The organism is Luteimonas sp. e5 (genome assembly GCF_054031035.1).
On the sequence record NZ_JBSTRX010000004.1, the window covers coordinates 1 to 17,499 of the forward strand.

General features: G+C 66.6%; 17 protein-coding genes, 1 pseudogene and 1 riboswitch. Of the genes and pseudogenes, 12 read left to right on the forward strand and 6 right to left on the reverse strand.

Annotated features, from left to right (window positions below; translation table 11 throughout):
• The 10 genes and pseudogenes from ACW11F_RS11625 to ACW11F_RS11670 form a co-directional block, all read left to right on the forward strand.
• Positions 1 to 286: pseudogene (locus ACW11F_RS11625) on the forward strand (hypothetical protein); the annotation flags it as partial.
• A 12-nt stretch (positions 287 to 298) separates the two neighbouring features.
• The gene (locus tag ACW11F_RS11630) at positions 299 to 814 is read left to right on the forward strand and encodes a DUF4189 domain-containing protein (RefSeq protein WP_456997107.1); all 516 of its coding nucleotides are present in this window, start codon (positions 299 to 301) and stop codon (positions 812 to 814) included.
• A 143-nt stretch (positions 815 to 957) separates the two neighbouring features.
• Positions 958 to 1,365, forward strand: a complete 408-nt coding sequence (locus tag ACW11F_RS11635; RefSeq protein ID WP_456997108.1) for a hypothetical protein — start codon at positions 958 to 960, stop codon at positions 1,363 to 1,365.
• 158 nt (positions 1,366 to 1,523) lie between these two features.
• A complete protein-coding gene (locus tag ACW11F_RS11640) occupies positions 1,524 to 2,738 on the forward strand; it encodes a peptidoglycan-binding protein (protein WP_456997109.1) in 1,215 nt (404 codons plus the stop codon).
• A gap of 128 nt (positions 2,739 to 2,866) precedes the next feature.
• Positions 2,867 to 2,976: riboswitch (SAM riboswitch) on the forward strand.
• Positions 2,977 to 3,037: 61 nt separating this feature from the next.
• Positions 3,038 to 4,033: a homoserine O-succinyltransferase MetX gene (gene metX, locus ACW11F_RS11645; protein WP_456997110.1), complete on the forward strand. Its 996-nt coding sequence runs from the start codon at positions 3,038 to 3,040 to the stop codon at positions 4,031 to 4,033.
• On the forward strand, positions 4,030 to 5,217 hold the full coding sequence (gene metB / locus ACW11F_RS11650; RefSeq protein WP_456997111.1) for a cystathionine gamma-synthase: 1,188 nt from the start codon (positions 4,030 to 4,032) through the stop codon (positions 5,215 to 5,217). Before metX ends, metB begins: the two co-directional genes overlap by 4 nt.
• Complete coding sequence (locus ACW11F_RS11655) at positions 5,214 to 6,296, forward strand: homoserine dehydrogenase (protein ID WP_456997112.1); 1,083 nt, start codon at positions 5,214 to 5,216, stop codon at positions 6,294 to 6,296. The genes metB and ACW11F_RS11655 overlap by 4 nt, the downstream gene beginning before the upstream one ends.
• Before the next feature lie 47 nt (positions 6,297 to 6,343).
• The gene (locus ACW11F_RS11660) at positions 6,344 to 6,838 is read left to right on the forward strand and encodes a helix-turn-helix domain-containing protein (protein ID WP_456997113.1); all 495 of its coding nucleotides are present in this window, start codon (positions 6,344 to 6,346) and stop codon (positions 6,836 to 6,838) included.
• A 145-nt stretch (positions 6,839 to 6,983) separates the two neighbouring features.
• Entirely contained in the window at positions 6,984 to 7,355 is a 372-nt protein-coding gene (locus tag ACW11F_RS11665) for a helix-turn-helix domain-containing protein (protein WP_456997114.1), read from the forward strand.
• 193 nt (positions 7,356 to 7,548) lie between these two features.
• Complete coding sequence (locus ACW11F_RS11670; RefSeq protein ID WP_456997115.1) at positions 7,549 to 8,382, forward strand: aminoglycoside phosphotransferase family protein; 834 nt, start codon at positions 7,549 to 7,551, stop codon at positions 8,380 to 8,382.
• 4 nt (positions 8,383 to 8,386) lie between these two features.
• On the opposite strand, the gene ACW11F_RS11675 is transcribed toward ACW11F_RS11670, so the two are convergent.
• Complete coding sequence (locus ACW11F_RS11675) at positions 8,387 to 9,769, reverse strand: L-serine ammonia-lyase (RefSeq protein ID WP_456997116.1); 1,383 nt, start codon at positions 9,767 to 9,769, stop codon at positions 8,387 to 8,389.
• 66 nt (positions 9,770 to 9,835) lie between these two features.
• Between ACW11F_RS11675 and ACW11F_RS11680 the strand changes: the two genes are divergently transcribed.
• Positions 9,836 to 10,093, forward strand: coding sequence for a glutaredoxin family protein (locus ACW11F_RS11680; protein ID WP_456997117.1), 258 nt, complete (start codon positions 9,836 to 9,838; stop codon positions 10,091 to 10,093).
• A gap of 36 nt (positions 10,094 to 10,129) precedes the next feature.
• On the opposite strand, the gene ACW11F_RS11685 is transcribed toward ACW11F_RS11680, so the two are convergent.
• Entirely contained in the window at positions 10,130 to 10,702 is a 573-nt protein-coding gene (locus tag ACW11F_RS11685; protein WP_456997118.1) for a cytochrome b, read from the reverse strand.
• 110 nt (positions 10,703 to 10,812) lie between these two features.
• On the opposite strand from ACW11F_RS11685, the gene ACW11F_RS11690 reads away from it, so the two are divergent.
• A complete protein-coding gene (locus ACW11F_RS11690) occupies positions 10,813 to 14,364 on the forward strand; it encodes an ATP-binding protein (protein WP_456997119.1) in 3,552 nt (1,183 codons plus the stop codon).
• Positions 14,365 to 14,396: 32 nt separating this feature from the next.
• Here ACW11F_RS11690 and hemE read toward each other — a convergent pair whose 3' ends face one another.
• The 4 genes from hemE to ACW11F_RS11710 all read right to left on the reverse strand — a co-directional run bounded on the left by hemE (position 14,397) and on the right by ACW11F_RS11710 (position 17,476).
• Positions 14,397 to 15,464 (reverse strand): uroporphyrinogen decarboxylase, encoded by a 1,068-nt coding sequence (gene hemE, locus ACW11F_RS11695; protein WP_456997120.1) that lies wholly within the window; start codon positions 15,462 to 15,464, stop codon positions 14,397 to 14,399.
• Between the two features lie 45 nt (positions 15,465 to 15,509).
• Positions 15,510 to 15,764, reverse strand: a complete 255-nt coding sequence (locus ACW11F_RS11700; protein ID WP_456997121.1) for a WGR domain-containing protein — start codon at positions 15,762 to 15,764, stop codon at positions 15,510 to 15,512.
• 84 nt (positions 15,765 to 15,848) lie between these two features.
• The gene (aroB, locus tag ACW11F_RS11705) at positions 15,849 to 16,940 is read right to left on the reverse strand and encodes a 3-dehydroquinate synthase (RefSeq protein WP_456997122.1); all 1,092 of its coding nucleotides are present in this window, start codon (positions 16,938 to 16,940) and stop codon (positions 15,849 to 15,851) included.
• Positions 16,937 to 17,476, reverse strand: a complete 540-nt coding sequence (locus ACW11F_RS11710; protein ID WP_456997123.1) for a shikimate kinase — start codon at positions 17,474 to 17,476, stop codon at positions 16,937 to 16,939. The genes aroB and ACW11F_RS11710 overlap by 4 nt, the downstream gene beginning before the upstream one ends.
• Positions 17,477 to 17,499: the final 23 nt, after the last annotated feature.

Sequence of the window (17,499 nt, forward strand, 5' to 3'; positions counted from 1 at the left end):
CATGCTGATCACCTGCCCGCCGATGGCGGCGATGTTCTTCCAGGGCACGCTGGGCCACGCCGTGACGATGTACTCGCAGTTCGGCGCCCAAGGCGGCCAAGCCCGCGACCTTGCAGGCAACCCCGTGGGTGGCGGTGAGTATAGGCCGGCTGATCGACAGAGCGAGCCTGAGTTGGGTCATACTGCGATTGTGAGCAATCCTTACAAGGAGTTGGCAAATAAGAAAGCAGGGGATGGATTTGCCTTGCCTGGGGACATCGTTAAAAAGAGCGGGCCCACAAAATAATGAAGAAAGCTTATGCTAGTTAAGAGGGTTATCCTTCCCTTTGTATTTTTAGTAGGTTTGGCGCTGCCAGGATTTGGTAGCGCCCAAGCCCCACCTACAACCGGGCCTTGTCCTCCAGGGGCCGTGCCGTCTCAAGGTGTATGTGTATCACCAGCACAAGCAGCTGCAAATAGAGCAGGCTCTAGCAGGCCTAGCATCAGGGAGACGTATACAGAGGTATGGGAAAACAGGTTCGGGGCTATCGCCGCGGATTATGAGAACTCAAGAAGCGGTGTCTCTGAAAATCAGCGATCAAAGAGAGCTGCGGAGCGTTTAGCGCTTTCTCAATGCGGTACGCGAGGGTGTCGAGTGATATCCTCTATCAGGAATAGCTGTCATGCTGTGGCATATGGCCCCGGTGGCGTTGGTCACGCAAGTTATGAGAACCAAGAAACTGCGGAACGTTTCGCAATAGAACAATGCAATAAGGTGGGGCGAAACTGCGAAGTTCAGTATTCTAGCTGCAGCCTTCCAGTACGAGTCAAGTGAGGCCGGGTATGGTGCCAAGTCTTAATGCAATATTGAAAGCGCCAGCAACCCTCCTGGTTGCTGCTGCCCTTTGCGTTATGGGGGGGTGTGCGAAAGAAGTCCCGACGGCAGCCGGACAGCCATCCCAGCACCAACAAGCTGATGTGAAAGTCGATGATGGTCCAAACGATAACGACCGGAGCATGGGCTCAATGGAAGAAGTGAAGAAGCATCTTGATGCTGTCTTGGCGCCAGGTATGGCTTATGCGGATGCGCGAGCTGCGCTTTTGGAGGCAGGTTGGGAGCCGATCAAGTCACCGGATTGCATGCAAGCTGTTGTCGGGGGTGACTGGGAAAATGTCTGTCGCAGCCCCGAGCCTGCACAAACATGTTCGGCATGCGAGTCCATGGCGGAGCTGGCTTCATACAGCGGTGAAGGCATCATGCTCGCGAGATTCCGTCATCCGCAATCCAACGCGGCAATTTCGGTAAATGCATATGGGATGCTTCGCGACTGGAGCGTGAATGGTGACGATTCCCGACTTCAGTACTCTTCCTGGGAGTTTGAATGAGTTAGATCATTTTAATATCGGCGCATGATGCGCCGACATGCTTCAGTTGATGGTCGCAAGAGTCAATTGAAGAGCGCCGTGCGCGCAAGGGCCGATTGCATTCAGGATGAGTCTTCGGAGATAACCCGCTAAATATCTTGCCTAAAAGGAGTTTTCTCATGAGCAATCCGTTGCGTGACTTGATGTACAAGGGCGAGTCCGGCGCCGCCGGATACAATGCCTACAATCGAGGTACAGCCGTCAATTCGAATGGTCGCCCATACATTGTTCCAGCTGATCGGGATATTGATTTTTCGACGTTGACACTAGGGCAAGTGGTTGAACTCCAGAGCCTGGGGAGACGTGATCCTGACCGGATCTTCGCGGTCGGGAAGTATCAAATCATTCCGGATACGATGGACTCCGCCGTTAAGTCCATGGGGCTGGATCTCAATCAAAGATTTACACCAGAGCTGCAGGACAGGATTTTTTCCGAGTACTTGATCGTCACCAAGCGCCCCGATATCCACGCGTATATCACAGGAAAGTCCGGGGCCACCTTGGAAAGGGCGCAGTTCGAGCTTTCCCGGGAGTGGGCGAGTTTCAGTGATCCACGCAAAGGGGACATGCGCAGCCATTATGGCAGCGGTAACAGGGCCCATATTTCGTTGCAAGAGTCCGCAGATGCTTTGGATGCGATGCGTGCGGAGTATGCGAAGAACATCGAGCGTGGCATGTCTCCCAAGGAGGCTTGGTCCTCAATGGTTGGTGCTACCTCTCACGGGCTGAGCCAGGAAAGCACCAAGCAACACGGCGTGCATGCTGCCGAATCCCCGGCAGCTGGCAAAGCTGAAACAGTGAAGGAAGTGCAAGTCACTCTCGCCAGCCTCGGCTACCACGGCAGGAGCGGCCAGCCGCTGGTGCAGGATGGCATCCACGGGCCGAACACCGATCACGCGGTGCGGCAGTTCCAGCAGATGCATGGTTTGAAGGTCGATGGCATCGTCGGTCCGCAGACGATCAAGGCGCTCGAGCATGCGCGGCAGCATCCGTTGGTGACCGAGGCCACGCATCCGAACCATGCGTTGCATCGCGCCATCGCCGATGCACTGCCCAGGGGCACCGATCCGCGGGTGGCGGCCAATATCGCGTTGCAGGCGCAGGAAACCGGCATCGACGATCCGTCGAAGATCCGCAAGGTGCACCTCAACGGCAGCGACGTGTGGGTGCTCGGCAATGGCATCGACCCGGGGCAGCGTGCGCGGGTGGACCTGAACGCCCCGACGCCGGACCTGCAGGCGATGAGCGACCACATGGCGCAGCAGCACAACGAAGCGCAGCAGCAAACCCAACAGCAGCAACAGCGCATGCAGCAGCACGCCGTGATGCGTTGATCTGCACGGAAAATCCAGGCACGCAAGGCCCCGGCAACGGGGCCTTTTTTCGTGCCCGTCCTTGCATGCAATCGCTTCATCCGAATGAAGCGATTGACTTTGCCGGGAAGGGCAGGCAGACTGCGTGGCATCCATCGAGATCGGCTGAGGGACAGGCCCTTTGACGCCGAGGCAACCGGACATGGGTCCAAGGTGCCAATTCCTGCGGGGACACGGTTGTCCACCGCGCAGATGGTTGAGCGCACGAAGTGCGCCCGACATGCGCCACCGCGGAACTCGATGCCAACCGGAGTTCCGCCATGAGTTTCACTGCCGCATTCGATTGTTCCTCGCCTGATTCGATCTGCCGCTTCGAGCTGCCCGCTGCGGAGCCGAGCACGCTGGCCCTGCGTGGCGAACACCGTTGTCGCTTGTCGTTGCGCCATGCAGGCATGCGCGAGGTCGGTATCCGCTGGGAGCTGTGCGGGCCGGCGAATGCGCCGTTGCTGGTGGTGGCCGGTGGCATTTCCGCGCATCGTCACGTGCTGGCCAACGATCTCGACGCCACGCCCGGCTGGTGGCAGGCGCAGGCGGGTCTGCTGGGGCGTTACCGCGTGCTCGCGATCGACTGGCTGGCAGATGGTGACGGGCTGGATGTCGCCATCGACAGTGCCGACCAGGCCGATGCCATCGCTGCACTGCTGGAAGCACTCGAGCTGCCGCGCGTGCATGCCTTCATCGGTGCGTCGTACGGTGCCATGGTCGGGCTGCAGTTTGCCGCGCGCCATGCCGCGCGCCTGCGTTCGCTGGTGGCGATCAGCGGTGCGCATCGCGCGCATCCCTGGGCCAGTGCCTTGCGCTCGGTGCAGCGCAAGGCGATCGAGCTGGGCAATGGCGGCGATGCCGGGCTCGCCCTGGCACGGCAGCTGGCGATGCTGTCCTATCGCAGCCCGCGCGAGTTCGCCGAGCGCTTCGATGCGCCGGTGACGCTGGAGCATGGTCATGCACGCTGTCCGGCCGAAGACTACCTCGAACATTGCGGTGAGCGTGTGCTGTCGCGCTTCGATGCGGAAAGCTATTGCCGCCTGTCCGAATCCATCGACCTGCACCGCATCGAGCCCGAATCCGTGCGCGTGCCGTTGTCGGTGATTGCGGTCGACAGCGACCTCCTGGTGCCGCGCGAAGACCTGGCCGAACTGGCGGTGCGTGCGCCGGATGCATGGCTGCAGGTGATTGCATCGCGTTACGGGCATGACGCCTTCCTCAAGGAAAGCGCGGCGATTGGCGCCGCGATCAACGCGGCACTCGAGGAATGAGCGTGAAGTCCAATCAGCATCCGACCACCCGCGCGGTGCGCGCGGGCATCGACAGTGACACCGCGCATGGTGCGGTGGTGCCGCCGCTGGTGCTGTCGAGCAATTTCAGCTTTGCCGGTCTCGGCGAAAAGCGCAGCTACGACTACAGCCGCAGTGGCAATCCGGGGCGCGATCAACTGGCTGCGGCGCTGGCCGACCTGGAAGGCGGGGCCGGTGGCGTGGTCACCGCCAGTGGCCTGGGTGCGATCACGCTGGCGGTCACCAGCCTGCTCCGGCCGGGGCAGCGGCTGGTGGCGCCGCATGATGGTTATGGCGGCAGCTGGCGCCTGTTCAATGCGCTGGCCGAACGCGGCGCGTTCGAGCTTGAACTGATCGATTACACCGATGCCGACGCACGTGCCGCGGCATTCGCACGCGGACCCGCACTGGCCTGGATCGAAACCCCGTCCAACCCGTTGCTGCGCATCACCGACATCGCCGCGGTGGTGGCCGAGGCACGTGCGGTCGGCGCACTCAGCGTGGTCGACAACACCTTCCTTTCGCCGTTGTGGCAGCGCCCGCTGGATCTGGGTGCGGATGCGGTGGTGCACTCCACCACCAAGTACCTCAACGGCCACAGCGACGTGATCGGTGGCGTGCTGATCGCGCGCGATGCCGCGCTGCATGAGCAGTTTGCCTGGTGGGGCAATGCGCTGGGCCTGACCGGCGCCGCGTTCGACAGCTACCTCACGCTGCGCGGTCTGCGCACGCTTGCCGCGCGCATGCGCGTGCATGAAGAAAACACCCGTGCCGTGATCGATCTGCTGGATGGGCACCCGGCGGTGAAGGCCCTGCACTGGCCGGGTCTGGCGGACCACCCGCAGCATGCGCTGGCCGCGCGTCAGCAGCAGGGGTTCGGGGCGATGGTGTCCTTCGAACTGGAGAGCGAGGCCGCGGTACGCGCCTTTCTGGAGGGGCTGGACTGCTTCACCCTGGCCGAATCGCTGGGTGGGGTTGAGAGCCTGATTGCGCATCCGGCAAGCATGAGCCATGCCGCGATGACCCCCGAGGTGCGGGCTGCGGCCGGCATCGAGGCGGGCCTGCTGCGGCTGTCGATCGGCATCGAGGACGCGGGCGATTTGCGCGCCGACCTCGAGGCGGGTCTGGCACGGGTGCTCGCGTTGCCGCGGGAGGCGCGGGCATGAGTCGCGAGCCACGCCTGATCCTGCTCGGCACCGGCACCGTGGGCAGTGCTTTCGTCGCGCGGCATGCGGCGTTGCGCGCGCATGGCCTGCCGCTGCCGCGCCTTGCCGCGATCGCCAACTCGCGCCAATGGCGGGCGTGCGGCGAGCATGCGCCGAGTGAGGTGCTGCACGAATTGCGCCAGTCGGATGCGCCACGCGATGCCGCCTGGCTCGCCGCTGCAGATTTCGGCGCCGGCGACATCGTGGTCGATGCCAGTGCCAGCGAGCGCCTGGCCGAATGCCATGCCGAGTGGTTGCAGGCCGGCGCGCAGGTGGTCACCGCCTGCAAACTCGGGGTCGGCGAATCCCTCGCGCGCTGGCAGCGCATCGAGCAGGCTCAGGCACAGGGTGGGGCTTACGGTGACAGTGCCACCGTCGGTGCCGGCTTGCCGGTGCTGCGCAGCCTGCGCGAACTGCGTGCCGGAGGCGACCGCATCCATGCCATCGCCGGGGTGCTGTCCGGTTCGCTGGCCTGGTTGTTCAATCATCATGATGGCTCGCGCGAGTTTTCCGCACTGGTGCGCGAAGCACGCGCGGCCGGCTTCACCGAGCCCGATCCGCGCGATGACCTCGGCGGCGACGATGTGCGGCGCAAGCTGCTGATCCTGACGCGTGCCGCCGGCCATCCGTTGCCGCTGGAGGCGGTGGAGGTGGCTTCGCTGCTGCCGGCCGCGTTGCAGGCGGTGCCGCTTGCCGAACTCGACCCCGCACTCGCCATGCTGGACGAGCCGTTGCTGCGCCAACTTGAACAGGCGCGTCGCCAAGGCGCGGTACTGCGTCATGTCGCACGCTGGCAGGACGGGGTGGCGCGGGTCGGGCTGGAAGCGTTGCCAGTCGAGCATCCGCTGGCGGCGGGCGCCGGCACCGACAACCGGATCGCGATCTGGTCCGATCGCTACCCGGAGCAGCCGCTGCTGATCCAGGGGCCGGGCGCCGGGGCCGAGGTCACCGCTGCGGCCCTGCTGGATGACGTGCTGCGGCTGGCTCCGGCGGCACGGCTGCAGGCGGCGCGGCGGCCCGCGGCACGCTCGGTGGCCTGAACGCGCCGCGTTGCCCGCCGCGCACGTGGCGCGGCACAATCATCGCCATGAGCACGGCCAAACCGGCCTCATCGCGCATGGGGATCGACCCGGCCACGCTGCGCCATCTGCGCGAATCCCGCGCCTGGTCACAGGAGCAACTGGCCGAAGTGGCCGGCCTGAGCGTGCGCACGGTGCAGCGCGTGGAGGGCGGCGCCGGTGCCTCGCTGGAAACGCGCATGGCGCTGGCGACCGCGTTGCAGGTCGATCTGGGCGAACTGCTCACCCCGATGCCGGACGCGTCTGCCAGCGAACGCGATGGTGCGGCATCGCCTGGCAGTGCCGATATGAACGACGCGCCGCAGTCGCTGCCAGTGCCCGCGGATCCGGCGCAGGCACCGCCGCAGATGGCGTTGGTGATGGTGGGCATTGCGATCCTGTTCGCGTTGTTCCTCCTGTTCGGCTACATGTTCGGTCGCGACATCGCCCATCGCGCCAGTCGCAAGGAGGCCCGTGAGGCCTACGAAGCCTGTATCGCGGCTGGACGCAGCGATTGTCGTTGATGGGCTTTCGTCCGATTTCGATCCGCAAGTTGTTGATTTGAAAGGGCGGTGGGCGATCTGTCGGGTGGCAGTCGGGGCGTTGGCGTGGCTCCGGCATGGGGTGCGGTGGTTTGCTGACACCTCCCACCCGCAACGGAGTACGAGCATGACCCGCGACACCACCTTCTGCCCGCCCAACCTGATCCGCAGTGCCCGCGACGTGCGCGACTTGAGCCACGAACAACTGGCCGAAGCCGCCGGTCTGGACGTGGCACTGGTGCGCAAGGCCGAAGACGAGGACAAGGCCGATGCGCCGACCCTGCGCGCGCTGGCCAGCGCATTGGAGCTGCCGGTCGAACGCCTCGAGGCCGCTGGCAAGACACGTCGTGAACACGTGCTGCAGTGGGTCGCGATCGGTCTGGCGGTCCTGTTCCTGTTCTCGGCGGCGACGGGCTACCGCGCCGGCAAGGACATGGCGTTGCGCGACAACTACCGCGACTGCGTGGCCAGCGGCGCCAGCGACTGCGTGCGCGGTTGAATCCGGTGTTGCGATGCGCGGCACGCTGCAGCCATTCCGGATCGCGTGCCATCCTCACGCCCGGCCGCGATCTCGTCGTCCGGGCGCTCAGTGCGCGCGCGCCCATTCCCGTGCGATGCCAGCGGGCTCCATGTGGCATCGTGTCGGCACTTGACGCTGTCATGCAGGCGCGCGGACGGCCAGGAACGGGACCATGTTCGAAGATCATCTGCGCCGTTGGCGCCTGCATGTGGATGGCGAGCTGCTGCGCACGCCCGGTGCCGTGTTGTTGCCGGCACGATCCGGGGACGGCAAGCCGGTGATCCTCAAGCATGTCGCCACACCCGAGGAGCGCGCCGGCCTGGCCTTGCTGCAGTGGTGGAACGGCGATGGCGCGGTGCGCGTGCTCGCACGCGATGGCGACGTGGTGCTGATGGTACGTGCCACGGGAAAGCGCGACCTGTTGGCTTGGGCGTTGCATGATGCGCGTCAGGATTCGGTCGCCAGCACGGTGCTGTGCACGGTGTTGAGCCGCTTGCATGCCGCGCGACCGGCTCCGCTGCCGGCGCTGCAGCCCCTCGCAGCATGGTTCGACAGCCTGCGCCGCGAGGCCGGCGGTCTGGGCGAACCATATCCCGCCTGTGCCGAACTCGCCGACGCGTTGCTGGCCAGTGCCCGGTGCGAGGACATCGTGCCGCTGCATGGGGATTGCCACCATCGCAACGTGCTGGACTTTGGCGAGGAGTGGTTGGCAATCGACCCGAAGGATCGCATCGGCGAACGCGCCTTCGACTACGCGCAGATCCTGTGCAATCCCGACTTGCCGCATGCGGCCGATCCGACGCGCTTCGCATCGCAGCTGGCGCGGGTCGCGGCCTGCGCGAACATCGCACCCGAGCGGCTGGCACGCTGGACCGCGGCCTGCGCCGCGCTGTCCGGCGTCTGGTTCCTGGAGGATGGCGACGAAGCGCAGGCGGCCCACGACGCGGCCATCGCCCGCACCGCACTGGCATGGCTCGGGCAACAGGCGGGCCGAAGCCCGCGTTGAGCGCTCAGCACTCGATGACGTTGACCGCCAGCCCGCCGCGGCTGGTTTCCTTGTACTTGTCCTGCATGTCGCGGCCGGTTTCGCGCATGGTCTTGATCACCTTGTCCAGGCTGACCTTGTGCTTGCCGTCGCCGCGCATCGCCATGCGCGCGGCATTGATCGCCTTGACCGCGCCCATCGCATTGCGTTCGATGCAGGGAATCTGCACCAGCCCGCCGATCGGGTCGCAGGTGAGGCCGAGGTTGTGTTCCATGCCGATCTCGGCGGCATTCTCGATCTGGCTGGCATTGCCACCGAGCGCGGCGGTGAGGCCGGCGGCGGCCATCGAGCAGGCCACGCCGACTTCGCCCTGGCAGCCGACTTCGGCGCCTGAAATCGAGGCGTTTTCCTTGTACAGGATGCCGACCGCGGCGGCGGTCAGCAGGAAGTCGAAGATGCCCTGTTCGTTGGCGCCGGGGATGAAGCGTTCGTAATAGCGCCCGACCGCGGGCAGGATGCCGGCCGCGCCATTGGTCGGCGCGGTGACCACGCGACCACCGGCGGCGTTTTCCTCGTTCACCGCCAATGCGTACAGGTTGACCCAGTCGAGCACGGTCAGCGGGTCGTGCATCGCCGCTTCCGGGCGCGAGGACAGTTCCTGGTACAGGCTCGGCGCGCGGCGGCTGACGTTGAGCCCGCCCGGCAGCGTGCCCGGCTGGCGGATGCCGCGTTCGATGCAGTTGGTCATCGCCTGCCAGATCTCGCGCAGGCCTTCGAGGGTTTCCGCCTCGCTGCGCCAGGCCGCCTCGTTGTGCAGCATCAGCTGCGCGATCGACAGTCCGGTTTCGCGGCTGCGCGCCAGCAGTTCGTCGCCGCTGGAAAACGGATGCGCGAGCGGGGTGGTGTCGGCGACGATGCGGTCTTCCGCCGCCTCGTCCTGGTTGACCACGAAGCCGCCGCCGACCGAGTAGTAGTCGCGCGTGGCGAGGACTTCGCCGTCGGCGTCATAGGCGGTGAAGCGCATGCCGTTGGTGTGGAACGGCAGCTTCTGCCGCTTGTTCATCACCAGATCGGATTTTTCGCTGAACTCGATCTCGTGCGTGCCGAGCAGGCGGATGCGGCCACTGCCGCGGATGCGCTCGAGTGCTTCGGGGATGATGTCGGGATCGATGCGGTTGGGCCAATGGCCTTCCAGCCCCATCATCAGTGCCTTGTCGGTGCCATGGCCGCGCCCGGTGAGTGCCAGCGAGCCGTACACTTCGGCGCGGATGCGCGTGACCTGCTCCAGCTTGCCGGCTTCCTGCAGATGGTGCTCGGCGAAGCGCGCCGCCGCACGCATCGGGCCCACGGTATGCGAGGAGCTGGGGCCGATGCCGATCTTGTAAAGGTCGAAGACACTGACGGACATGCGCGGGACTCCGGAACGATCCCCGCTATTCTAGGCGTCCCCCGACGACGGCAGCGACGCCACCGCATGGCCCTGATCCTGTACCAGCGTGACGACTGTCACCTGTGCGACCTCGCCCTCGCGGTGCTGGCCGAAGCGCGTGCGCCGGATTTCGACAGCGTGTTCCTCGACGACGTGCCGGAACTGGAGCCGCGCTACGGCACCCGCGTGCCGGTGCTGCGCGACGACAGCGCCGGGCGCGAGCTCGACTGGCCGTTCGATGCCGCGGCGGTACGCGGCTTTCTGGCCGATGCCCGCGCCTGCATCGCCGACGGGGAAGGCTAGGCGCGGCCCGTGTCCGGCTGAGCGGCGGGCGTCACCTCACGCATCGCGTTCGGGTTCACGCAACCAGCCGCGCGGCATCATGCGCGCGAGGGTGGCGTCACCCTTGACCATGTGGTGATAGACGGCAAAGGCGGCATGGCCCATCGCGACCAGCGTCAGACTCCAGAACAGCCATTCGTGGGCCTCTTCCATCCACTCCTTCATTTCGGGGTTCTGCGCCACTGGCAGCGTCGGCATGCTGAACAGGCCGAACCACTCCACCGGCCGGCCGGCATAGGCGGACATCAGCGCGCCGCTGATCGGCAGTGCCAGCAGCAGCAGGTAGAGCAGGGCATGGCCAGCCCTGGCAAGGCGGTGGTTGAGCATCGAAACGCCAGGTACGGGGCCGGGACGCCCGGCGAACAGCGCCCAGATGATGCGCAGGATGACCAGCATCAGGATGGTGGCCCCGATCGACTTGTGCAGCGCCACGGTGTCGGCACGCATCTCGCGCGGCAGGTCGCCCATGAACAGGCCAAGCCCGCCCTGGAACAGCAGCAGCAGCACGATCAGCCAGTGGAATGTCTTGCTGACGCCGCCCCAATGGTTGACGGAATTGCGCATGCTCATCGCGTTCGCTCCGGTTGGCTTGCATCGATTCTATCCGCAGCCGCTTTGGCGATGCTTGCGCTGACGTGCTGCGCGGGCGAGGATCGGGGCGGGCGATGGGGAGTCCGCGGATGAGCAGGATGCGACGGGCGGTGATTGCGTTGCTGGCAGCGGTGCTGATGCCGGGACAGGCCGGCGCGCAGACATCGCAGGTGCCGGAGGCACCGCAACTGCGTGTGCTCGGCCCGCGTGACGGGGTGCCCTCGACCATGCTCACGGGCATCGAACTGGACCGCGACGGTTTCGTCTGGCTGGCCAGCGACGACGGGCTGGCGCGTTATGACGGCAACCGCTTTCGCACCTGGCGCCATGTGCCGGGTGATCCGCGCTCGCTGCCCGGCAACATCGTGCAGGCGCTGCACGTGGACGCGCGCGATCGGGTGTGGGCGGCCAGCGAGTTCGGTGGCGTGGGCATGCTCGACGCGACGCGCGAAGGCTTCGCGGTGATGCGCCGCGAGACACATCCGCAACTGGCCAGCAATGACGTGTTCGCGATCGCGAGCCAGGGCGACACGTTGTGGCTGGGTACGGCCAACGCCGGGCTGTACCGGGTAGCCGTGCAGCACGATGATCCGCGCACCTGGGTGCCTGAAGCCATCCCCGGTCTGCCTTCACAGGCCGTGTTCGCGCTTGAGGTGGATGCCGCCGGGCGGCTGTGGATCGGCACCATGCGCGGCTTGGCATTGCTCGAGGATGGAGTGATACGCAGTGTCGAGATTCCCGGGCAGGAAGCCCCCGGGCATGTGTTGACGCTGATGTCCGATGCCGGGCGCCTGTGGGTGGCCGCGACCGATGGCGTCTGGCGGCGGGAAGTCGACGGGCGCTGGGTGCGGCCCTCCTGGTCGGACATGTTCGAGCGGCCCAATGCGGTGGTGTCCATGGCGCGCGATGTGGATGGCGCGTTGTGGATGGGCAGTCAGCGGCGCTTGTGGCGGGTGCAGGGTGATGACGCCATCCCGCAGCCGGTCGCCACCGGGGACAAGACGCCCTTGCGTTTTCACCCCGCACTGTGCGTGCAGCCCGATGGCGCAATCTGGGCGGGAGTTCCTGCGGTGGGCCTGGGCTATCTGCGTTCGGACTGGCGCGGTATTGCCGAGCTGCGCCGTGGGCCGGAGCAGCTGGGCGGAGAATACTATCGTGCCACCACGCCGGCCCTTGCCGGTGGCATCTGGGCGGCGGGTCTGGGTGGGCATATCGAGCGCATCGATCGCAACGGCGTGGTCGAAGTGATGTCCGAGGCCGTACGCCAGGCGCTGTTCAACCTGAGTCCGTACAGCGCGCTGGAGGATCGCCTGGGCCAGTTGTGGTTGGGCAGCCTGCGTGATGGCCTGGTGCGGATACAAGCCAGTGGTCGCATCGATCGCTGGAATCGCGACAGCGCTGTCGATGCCCCCCCGGGTGGGGGCGGCGTTGGATTGCTCACGCGTGGCGAAGGCGACACCTTGTGGCTGTCGATGGCCGGCGCCGGTTTGCAGCAGCGCGATATCGTCACCGGTCGCGTGCTGCGTGAAATCCTCGTGGACTCGGCGGACAGTGGTCTGGATGACGGCGACACCGAAACGATCCGGCTGGGCCCGGATGGGCGGCTGTGGGTGGCCGGCACTCTGGGTCTGGGCTGGGTCGACCCGATCCAGCCACGCGTGATCACGCCGCCGGAATTGCGTGGCGACCGTGTGTTCGGCTTCGATTTCGATGGCGATGACGTGCTTTGGTTGCACCGTCTTTCCGGGCTCGAGCAATATCGCCTTGATGGCGGACGTTGGCGTCGCGTCGCACGCGTGCCAAGCGGCCGCGATCTGCCGGCGGTGGAAGCCGGTGGCCTGCACGTGGATGCTGCGCACCGCGTCTGGGTCTCCACGCAACGCGGTCTGTTCCGCTGGGACCCTGTCCGCCGACACCTGCGCAGCTATGGCATCGCCGACGGGTTGAGCGGGCAGGAGTTCATCAATCAGTCGATGTCACTGAACGAGGCCGGCATGCTTGCGCTCGCCCACCACGCTGTCGGCGTGGTGCTGATCGATACGCGTTATCCCGATCCGCCGGCACGCACTGCCACGTTGCGACTGGATAACGTGGACGTGCGCCGCGAAGGCGACTGGACGCCGGTGGCGCTGGCCCGCGATGCATTGCAGTTCAGTGCCGACGAGAAGGAGTTCCGTTTCGGCGGGCATTTGCTGGCCTTCGACGACCCCGCTGCGGTGCGTTACTGGAGCTTGCTCGAAGGGCTTGACCGGACCTGGGTCGATCAGGGAACGCAGGGCGAGCGCGTGTTTGCCGGGCTGCCGCCCGGGCGCTATCGACTGCGCATGCGTGCGCGTGATCCGGCCGGCAATGCAGCCGCCGAGCAGGTGCTGGCATTCCGCATCGATCCACCGTGGTGGCGTGCGCCGTGGGCGCTGTTGATGTTCACCGTGCTTGGCGTGCTCCTGGGCATGCTGCTGGCGCGCGAATGGCGCCAGCGCGAACGCGGTCGCCGGGAGTGGTTGCTGGCCGAGCAGCAGCGCCGGATGGCGGAGCAGGCATCGGAGGCGAAAACCCGCTTCCTCGCCACTCTCGGGCATGAAATCCGCACGCCGATGACCGGCGTGCTGGGCATGGCGGAGTTGCTGCAGGCGACCACGCTCGATGCCCGGCAGTACGACCAGGTCAACGCCATCGTGCGCGCCGGGCGCCATCTGCTGCGACTGGTCAATGACACCCTGGACCTGGCGCGTATCGAAAGCGGAAAACTCACCTTGGCCGACGAGCCATTCGACTTCCTGCGCCTGCTGCAGCAAGTGGTCGCGTTGCTGCGCCCATTGGCGGACCGCAAGGGTCTGGCCTTCAACCTCGAAATTGATCCGCGCACGCCGCCATGGTTGTGGGGCGATCGCACCCGCGTCGAACAAATCCTGCTCAACCTGCTGGGCAATGCGATCAAGTTCACCGATGCAGGTGAGGTCGGGTTGCAGGTGGCGCCGCTGCCAGGCGGACATGGCGTGAGCTGCGTGGTGCATGACACCGGCCCCGGGCTCAATGCCGAACAGCGCCAGCGCGTGTTCCGCCGTTTCGAGCAGGGCGGCGATGCGACGACGCAGGCCGGTGGCAGCGGGCTGGGTCTGGCGATCAGCCAGGAATTGGCGGCGATGATGGGCGGTCGCATCCGGGTGGATACCGCCGTCGGGCAGGGTTCGCACTTCGTGCTGGAACTGCCGTTGGCACAAGCCCCTGCCGGCGCTGAGCCGACGCTCGAGGACGGCGTGCGCGACACCGGGCCGTGGTGCGTGCTGCTGGTGGAAGATGACGCCACCGTGGCCGAGGTCATCGCCGGGCTGCTGGCCGCGCAAGGCCACCAGGTGCGGCACGTCACGCATGCATTGGCAGCCCTGGCCGAAGCCGCGGCAGGTGAGTTCGACCTGGCGCTGCTCGACCTCGACCTGCCGGGCATGGACGGCTTCGAGCTGGCGCGCCAGCTGCGCCATGCCGGGTTCACGCAGCCGCTGGTGGCAGTGACCGCGCGCGCCGATGGCGAGGCGGAATCGCTGGCCCGCGCCAGCGGATTCGACGCCTTCCTGCGCAAGCCGCTGACCTCGCGGATGCTCTCGGACACCCTGGTCGAGGTGATGGCGCCTGCGACGACGTGAGCCGGCGCCCGCGGTCGCGGCGCGTTGCGGGCTCAGCGCTTGCTGTAGGCGTGCACTTCGTCGACCAGTACCGCGACGTGTTCCGGGTTCATGTCCGGCGACATGCCGTGCCCCAGATTGAACACATGCCCCTCGCGCGAGCCGCCGTTGCCGTTGGCGTAGCTGTCCAGCACTTCGCGCGCCTGGGCACGGATCGCGTCGGGACTGGCATACAGGATGGCGGGGTCGAGATTGCCTTGCAGCGCGACCTTGCCCTTGGTGCGCCAGGCGGCATCTTCCAGCGAGATGGTCCAGTCCACGCCGAGCGCGTCGGCTCCGGTCTGCGCCAGCTGGTCGAGATACGGGGCATTGCCTTTGCCGAACAGGATCAGCGGCGTGCGATCTTCGCCTTCGCCACGCGGCAGTTCGCGCGCGATGCGCTCCAGGTAGCGCAGCGAGAACTCGCGGTACAGCGCCGGCGACAGCACGCCGCCCCAAGTATCGAACACCTGCAGCGCCTGAGCCCCGGCCTCGCGTTGTGCGGCGAGATAGACGATCACCGCATCGGTGGTCACCGACAGCAGCGCGTGCAGCAATTGCGGCTCGTTGTAGGCCATGGCCTTGATCCGGCCCCAGCTCTTGCTGCCACCACCCTCGACCATGTAGCAGGCCAGCGTCCACGGGCTGCCGGAAAAGCCGATCAGCGGCACCGAGCCGTTCAACTCACGCCGGATCACGCGCACCGCGTCGGTCACGTAGCGCAGTTCGCGATCGATGTCGGGCACCGCCAGGCGCTTGACGTCGGCGGCCTCGCGCACCGGGTGCTCGAATTTCGGGCCTTCACCCTCGACGAAATACAGGCCCAGGCCCATCGCGTCGGGGATGGTGAGGATGTCGGAAAACAGGATCGCCGCATCCAGCGGGAAGCGGCGCAGTGGCTGCAGGGTGACTTCGCAGGCGATCTGCGGGTTCTTCGCCATGGCGAGGAAGCTGCCGGCCTGCTTGCGCACCTCGCGGTACTCCGGCAGATAGCGGCCGGCCTGGCGCATCAGCCAGATCGGGGTGTGGTCCACCGGCTCGCGGCGCAGCGCGCGCAGGTAGCGGTCGTTCTCAAGCGTCATTTCGGCTCCATCGGATATCGGTACGGGGCGCCCTGTGCGGGCGGGTCAAGGGCGCTCGCCCTCGCCTTGGGCATACATCAGCAGATAGCCCTTCTTCAGTTGCAGGTCGCGCGCGTGCTCCAGCGCGCGCAAGGCGCTGTCGTGATCGAGGAACTGCTCGCGGCGCAGGCTGCTGCGGCTGCCATGTCGGCCGTTCTCGCGCAGCAGCACCCAGCCGCCGAACAGGTCCGGCTGCAGGGTCAGCTTGACGAAGCGCGGCGCTTCGTGCCCCGCGGGGCGTTGTTGCAGGAGCAGGCGCATGGGTGGATTGTAGCCGCGGGGCAGGATGAAGCTGCTCCGCGGGCGAAGCTGAATGGACGTTGTCGCCGCCCGAGCAGCGGCGTTTCAGGCGGCTTCGAGCACCGCGCGCACCGCGTCTTCGCCCACCCCGGGCACCACCCGCGCACGTCCCGGAGCGTCCCACAGCACAAGGCGCAGGCCACGCGCATCGTTCTTCTTGTCCAGGCGCATGCGTTCGAGCAGCGCATCCGGCCGCAGTCCCGTGGGCAGCGCCAGCGGCAGGCCCAGTGCTGCCAGCAGCTCGCCCAGCCGACGACCGGCGGCCTCGTCGGCCATGCCCAGCCGCGCCGACAGGCGCGCGGCCAGATGCATGCCGACCGCCACCGCTTCGCCGTGATTGAGGCCACCGAAGCCCTGTTCGGCCTCGATCGCATGGCCGAAGGTATGCCCGAAATTGAGCAACGCGCGCTCGCCGCGTTCGAACGGATCACGTTCCACCACCGCCGCCTTGTGCCGGCAGCTGACCGCGATCGCCTCGCCCAGCGCCTCCGGTTGCAACGCCAGCAAGGCCTCGCTGTGGGTTTCCAGCCAGGAAAGGAAGTCGGCATCGAAGATCGCACCGTACTTGACCACTTCGGCCAGGCCCGCGCGTAACTCGCGTGGCGGCAGGCTGGCGAGGGTGTGGGTGTCGGCGATCACCGCGCGCGGGGCGTGGAAGGCACCGACCAGGTTCTTGCCGGCGGCGATGTCCACCGCGGTCTTGCCGCCGACCGAGGAGTCGACCATCGCCAGCAGCGTGGTCGGCAGTTGCACGCAGTCGATGCCGCGCATCCAGCAGGCGGCGGCGAAGCCGGCCAGATCGCCGACGACGCCGCCTCCCAGGGCGTAGATGCAGGCATCGCGGGTGGCGCCGAGGGTGGCAAGCGCGTCGATCACCCCGGCGAAACCGTCCAGGGTCTTGGCCTGCTCTCCGGCCTCGATCACATGCAGCGCGACCTGCGCATCCGGACGTGCGTCGCGCAGTGCTGTCAGCACCCGCGTGCCGTACAGCGGCGCGACGTGGGCATCGCTGACCACCAGTGCATGCCGTCCGCGCCAGGTGGCGGCGAGCAGGGCGGGGTTGTCGAGCAAGCCGCTGCCGACATGGATGTCGTACGGCACGGCGCCGCCGACTTCGATCCGCAGCGCCATGCTCATGCCGCCTGGTGTCGCCATTTGCAAGGCAGCAGGGGCAGCAGCGCGGCGCAGGCCTGATCCGGGCTGAGGCCATCGGTGTCCAGACGTAGATCGGCCACGGCGGCGTACAGCGGATCGCGCTGTACCGCGAGTGCACGCAGCGCCGCCTCGCGGTCGTCACGCAGCAGCAGCGGCCGGCTGCGGTCGCGCGCCAGCCGGCGCAGTTGCTGGTCGACACTCACGTCCAGGTGCACCACGAACGCGCGCTCGGCCATGCGCCGCCGGTTCTCGGCGGCCAGCACCGCGCCGCCGCCGCTGGCGATCAGCAGGCCCTTGTGGTGCTCCAGCAGATCGGCCAGCAGTGCCGTCTCGCGGCGACGGAAGCCGGCTTCGCCCTCATAGGCGAAGATGTCGGCCACGCTGGCACCGGTGCGGGCTTCCAGCTCGCGGTCGGCATCGACGAAGCGCATCGCCAGCAGCTCGGCCAGGCGCTTGCCGATGGACGTCTTGCCGGCGCCCATCGAACCGACCAGCAGCAGGTTGGCGGCGGTATCCATGGCTGCATCCTACAGCGATTTAA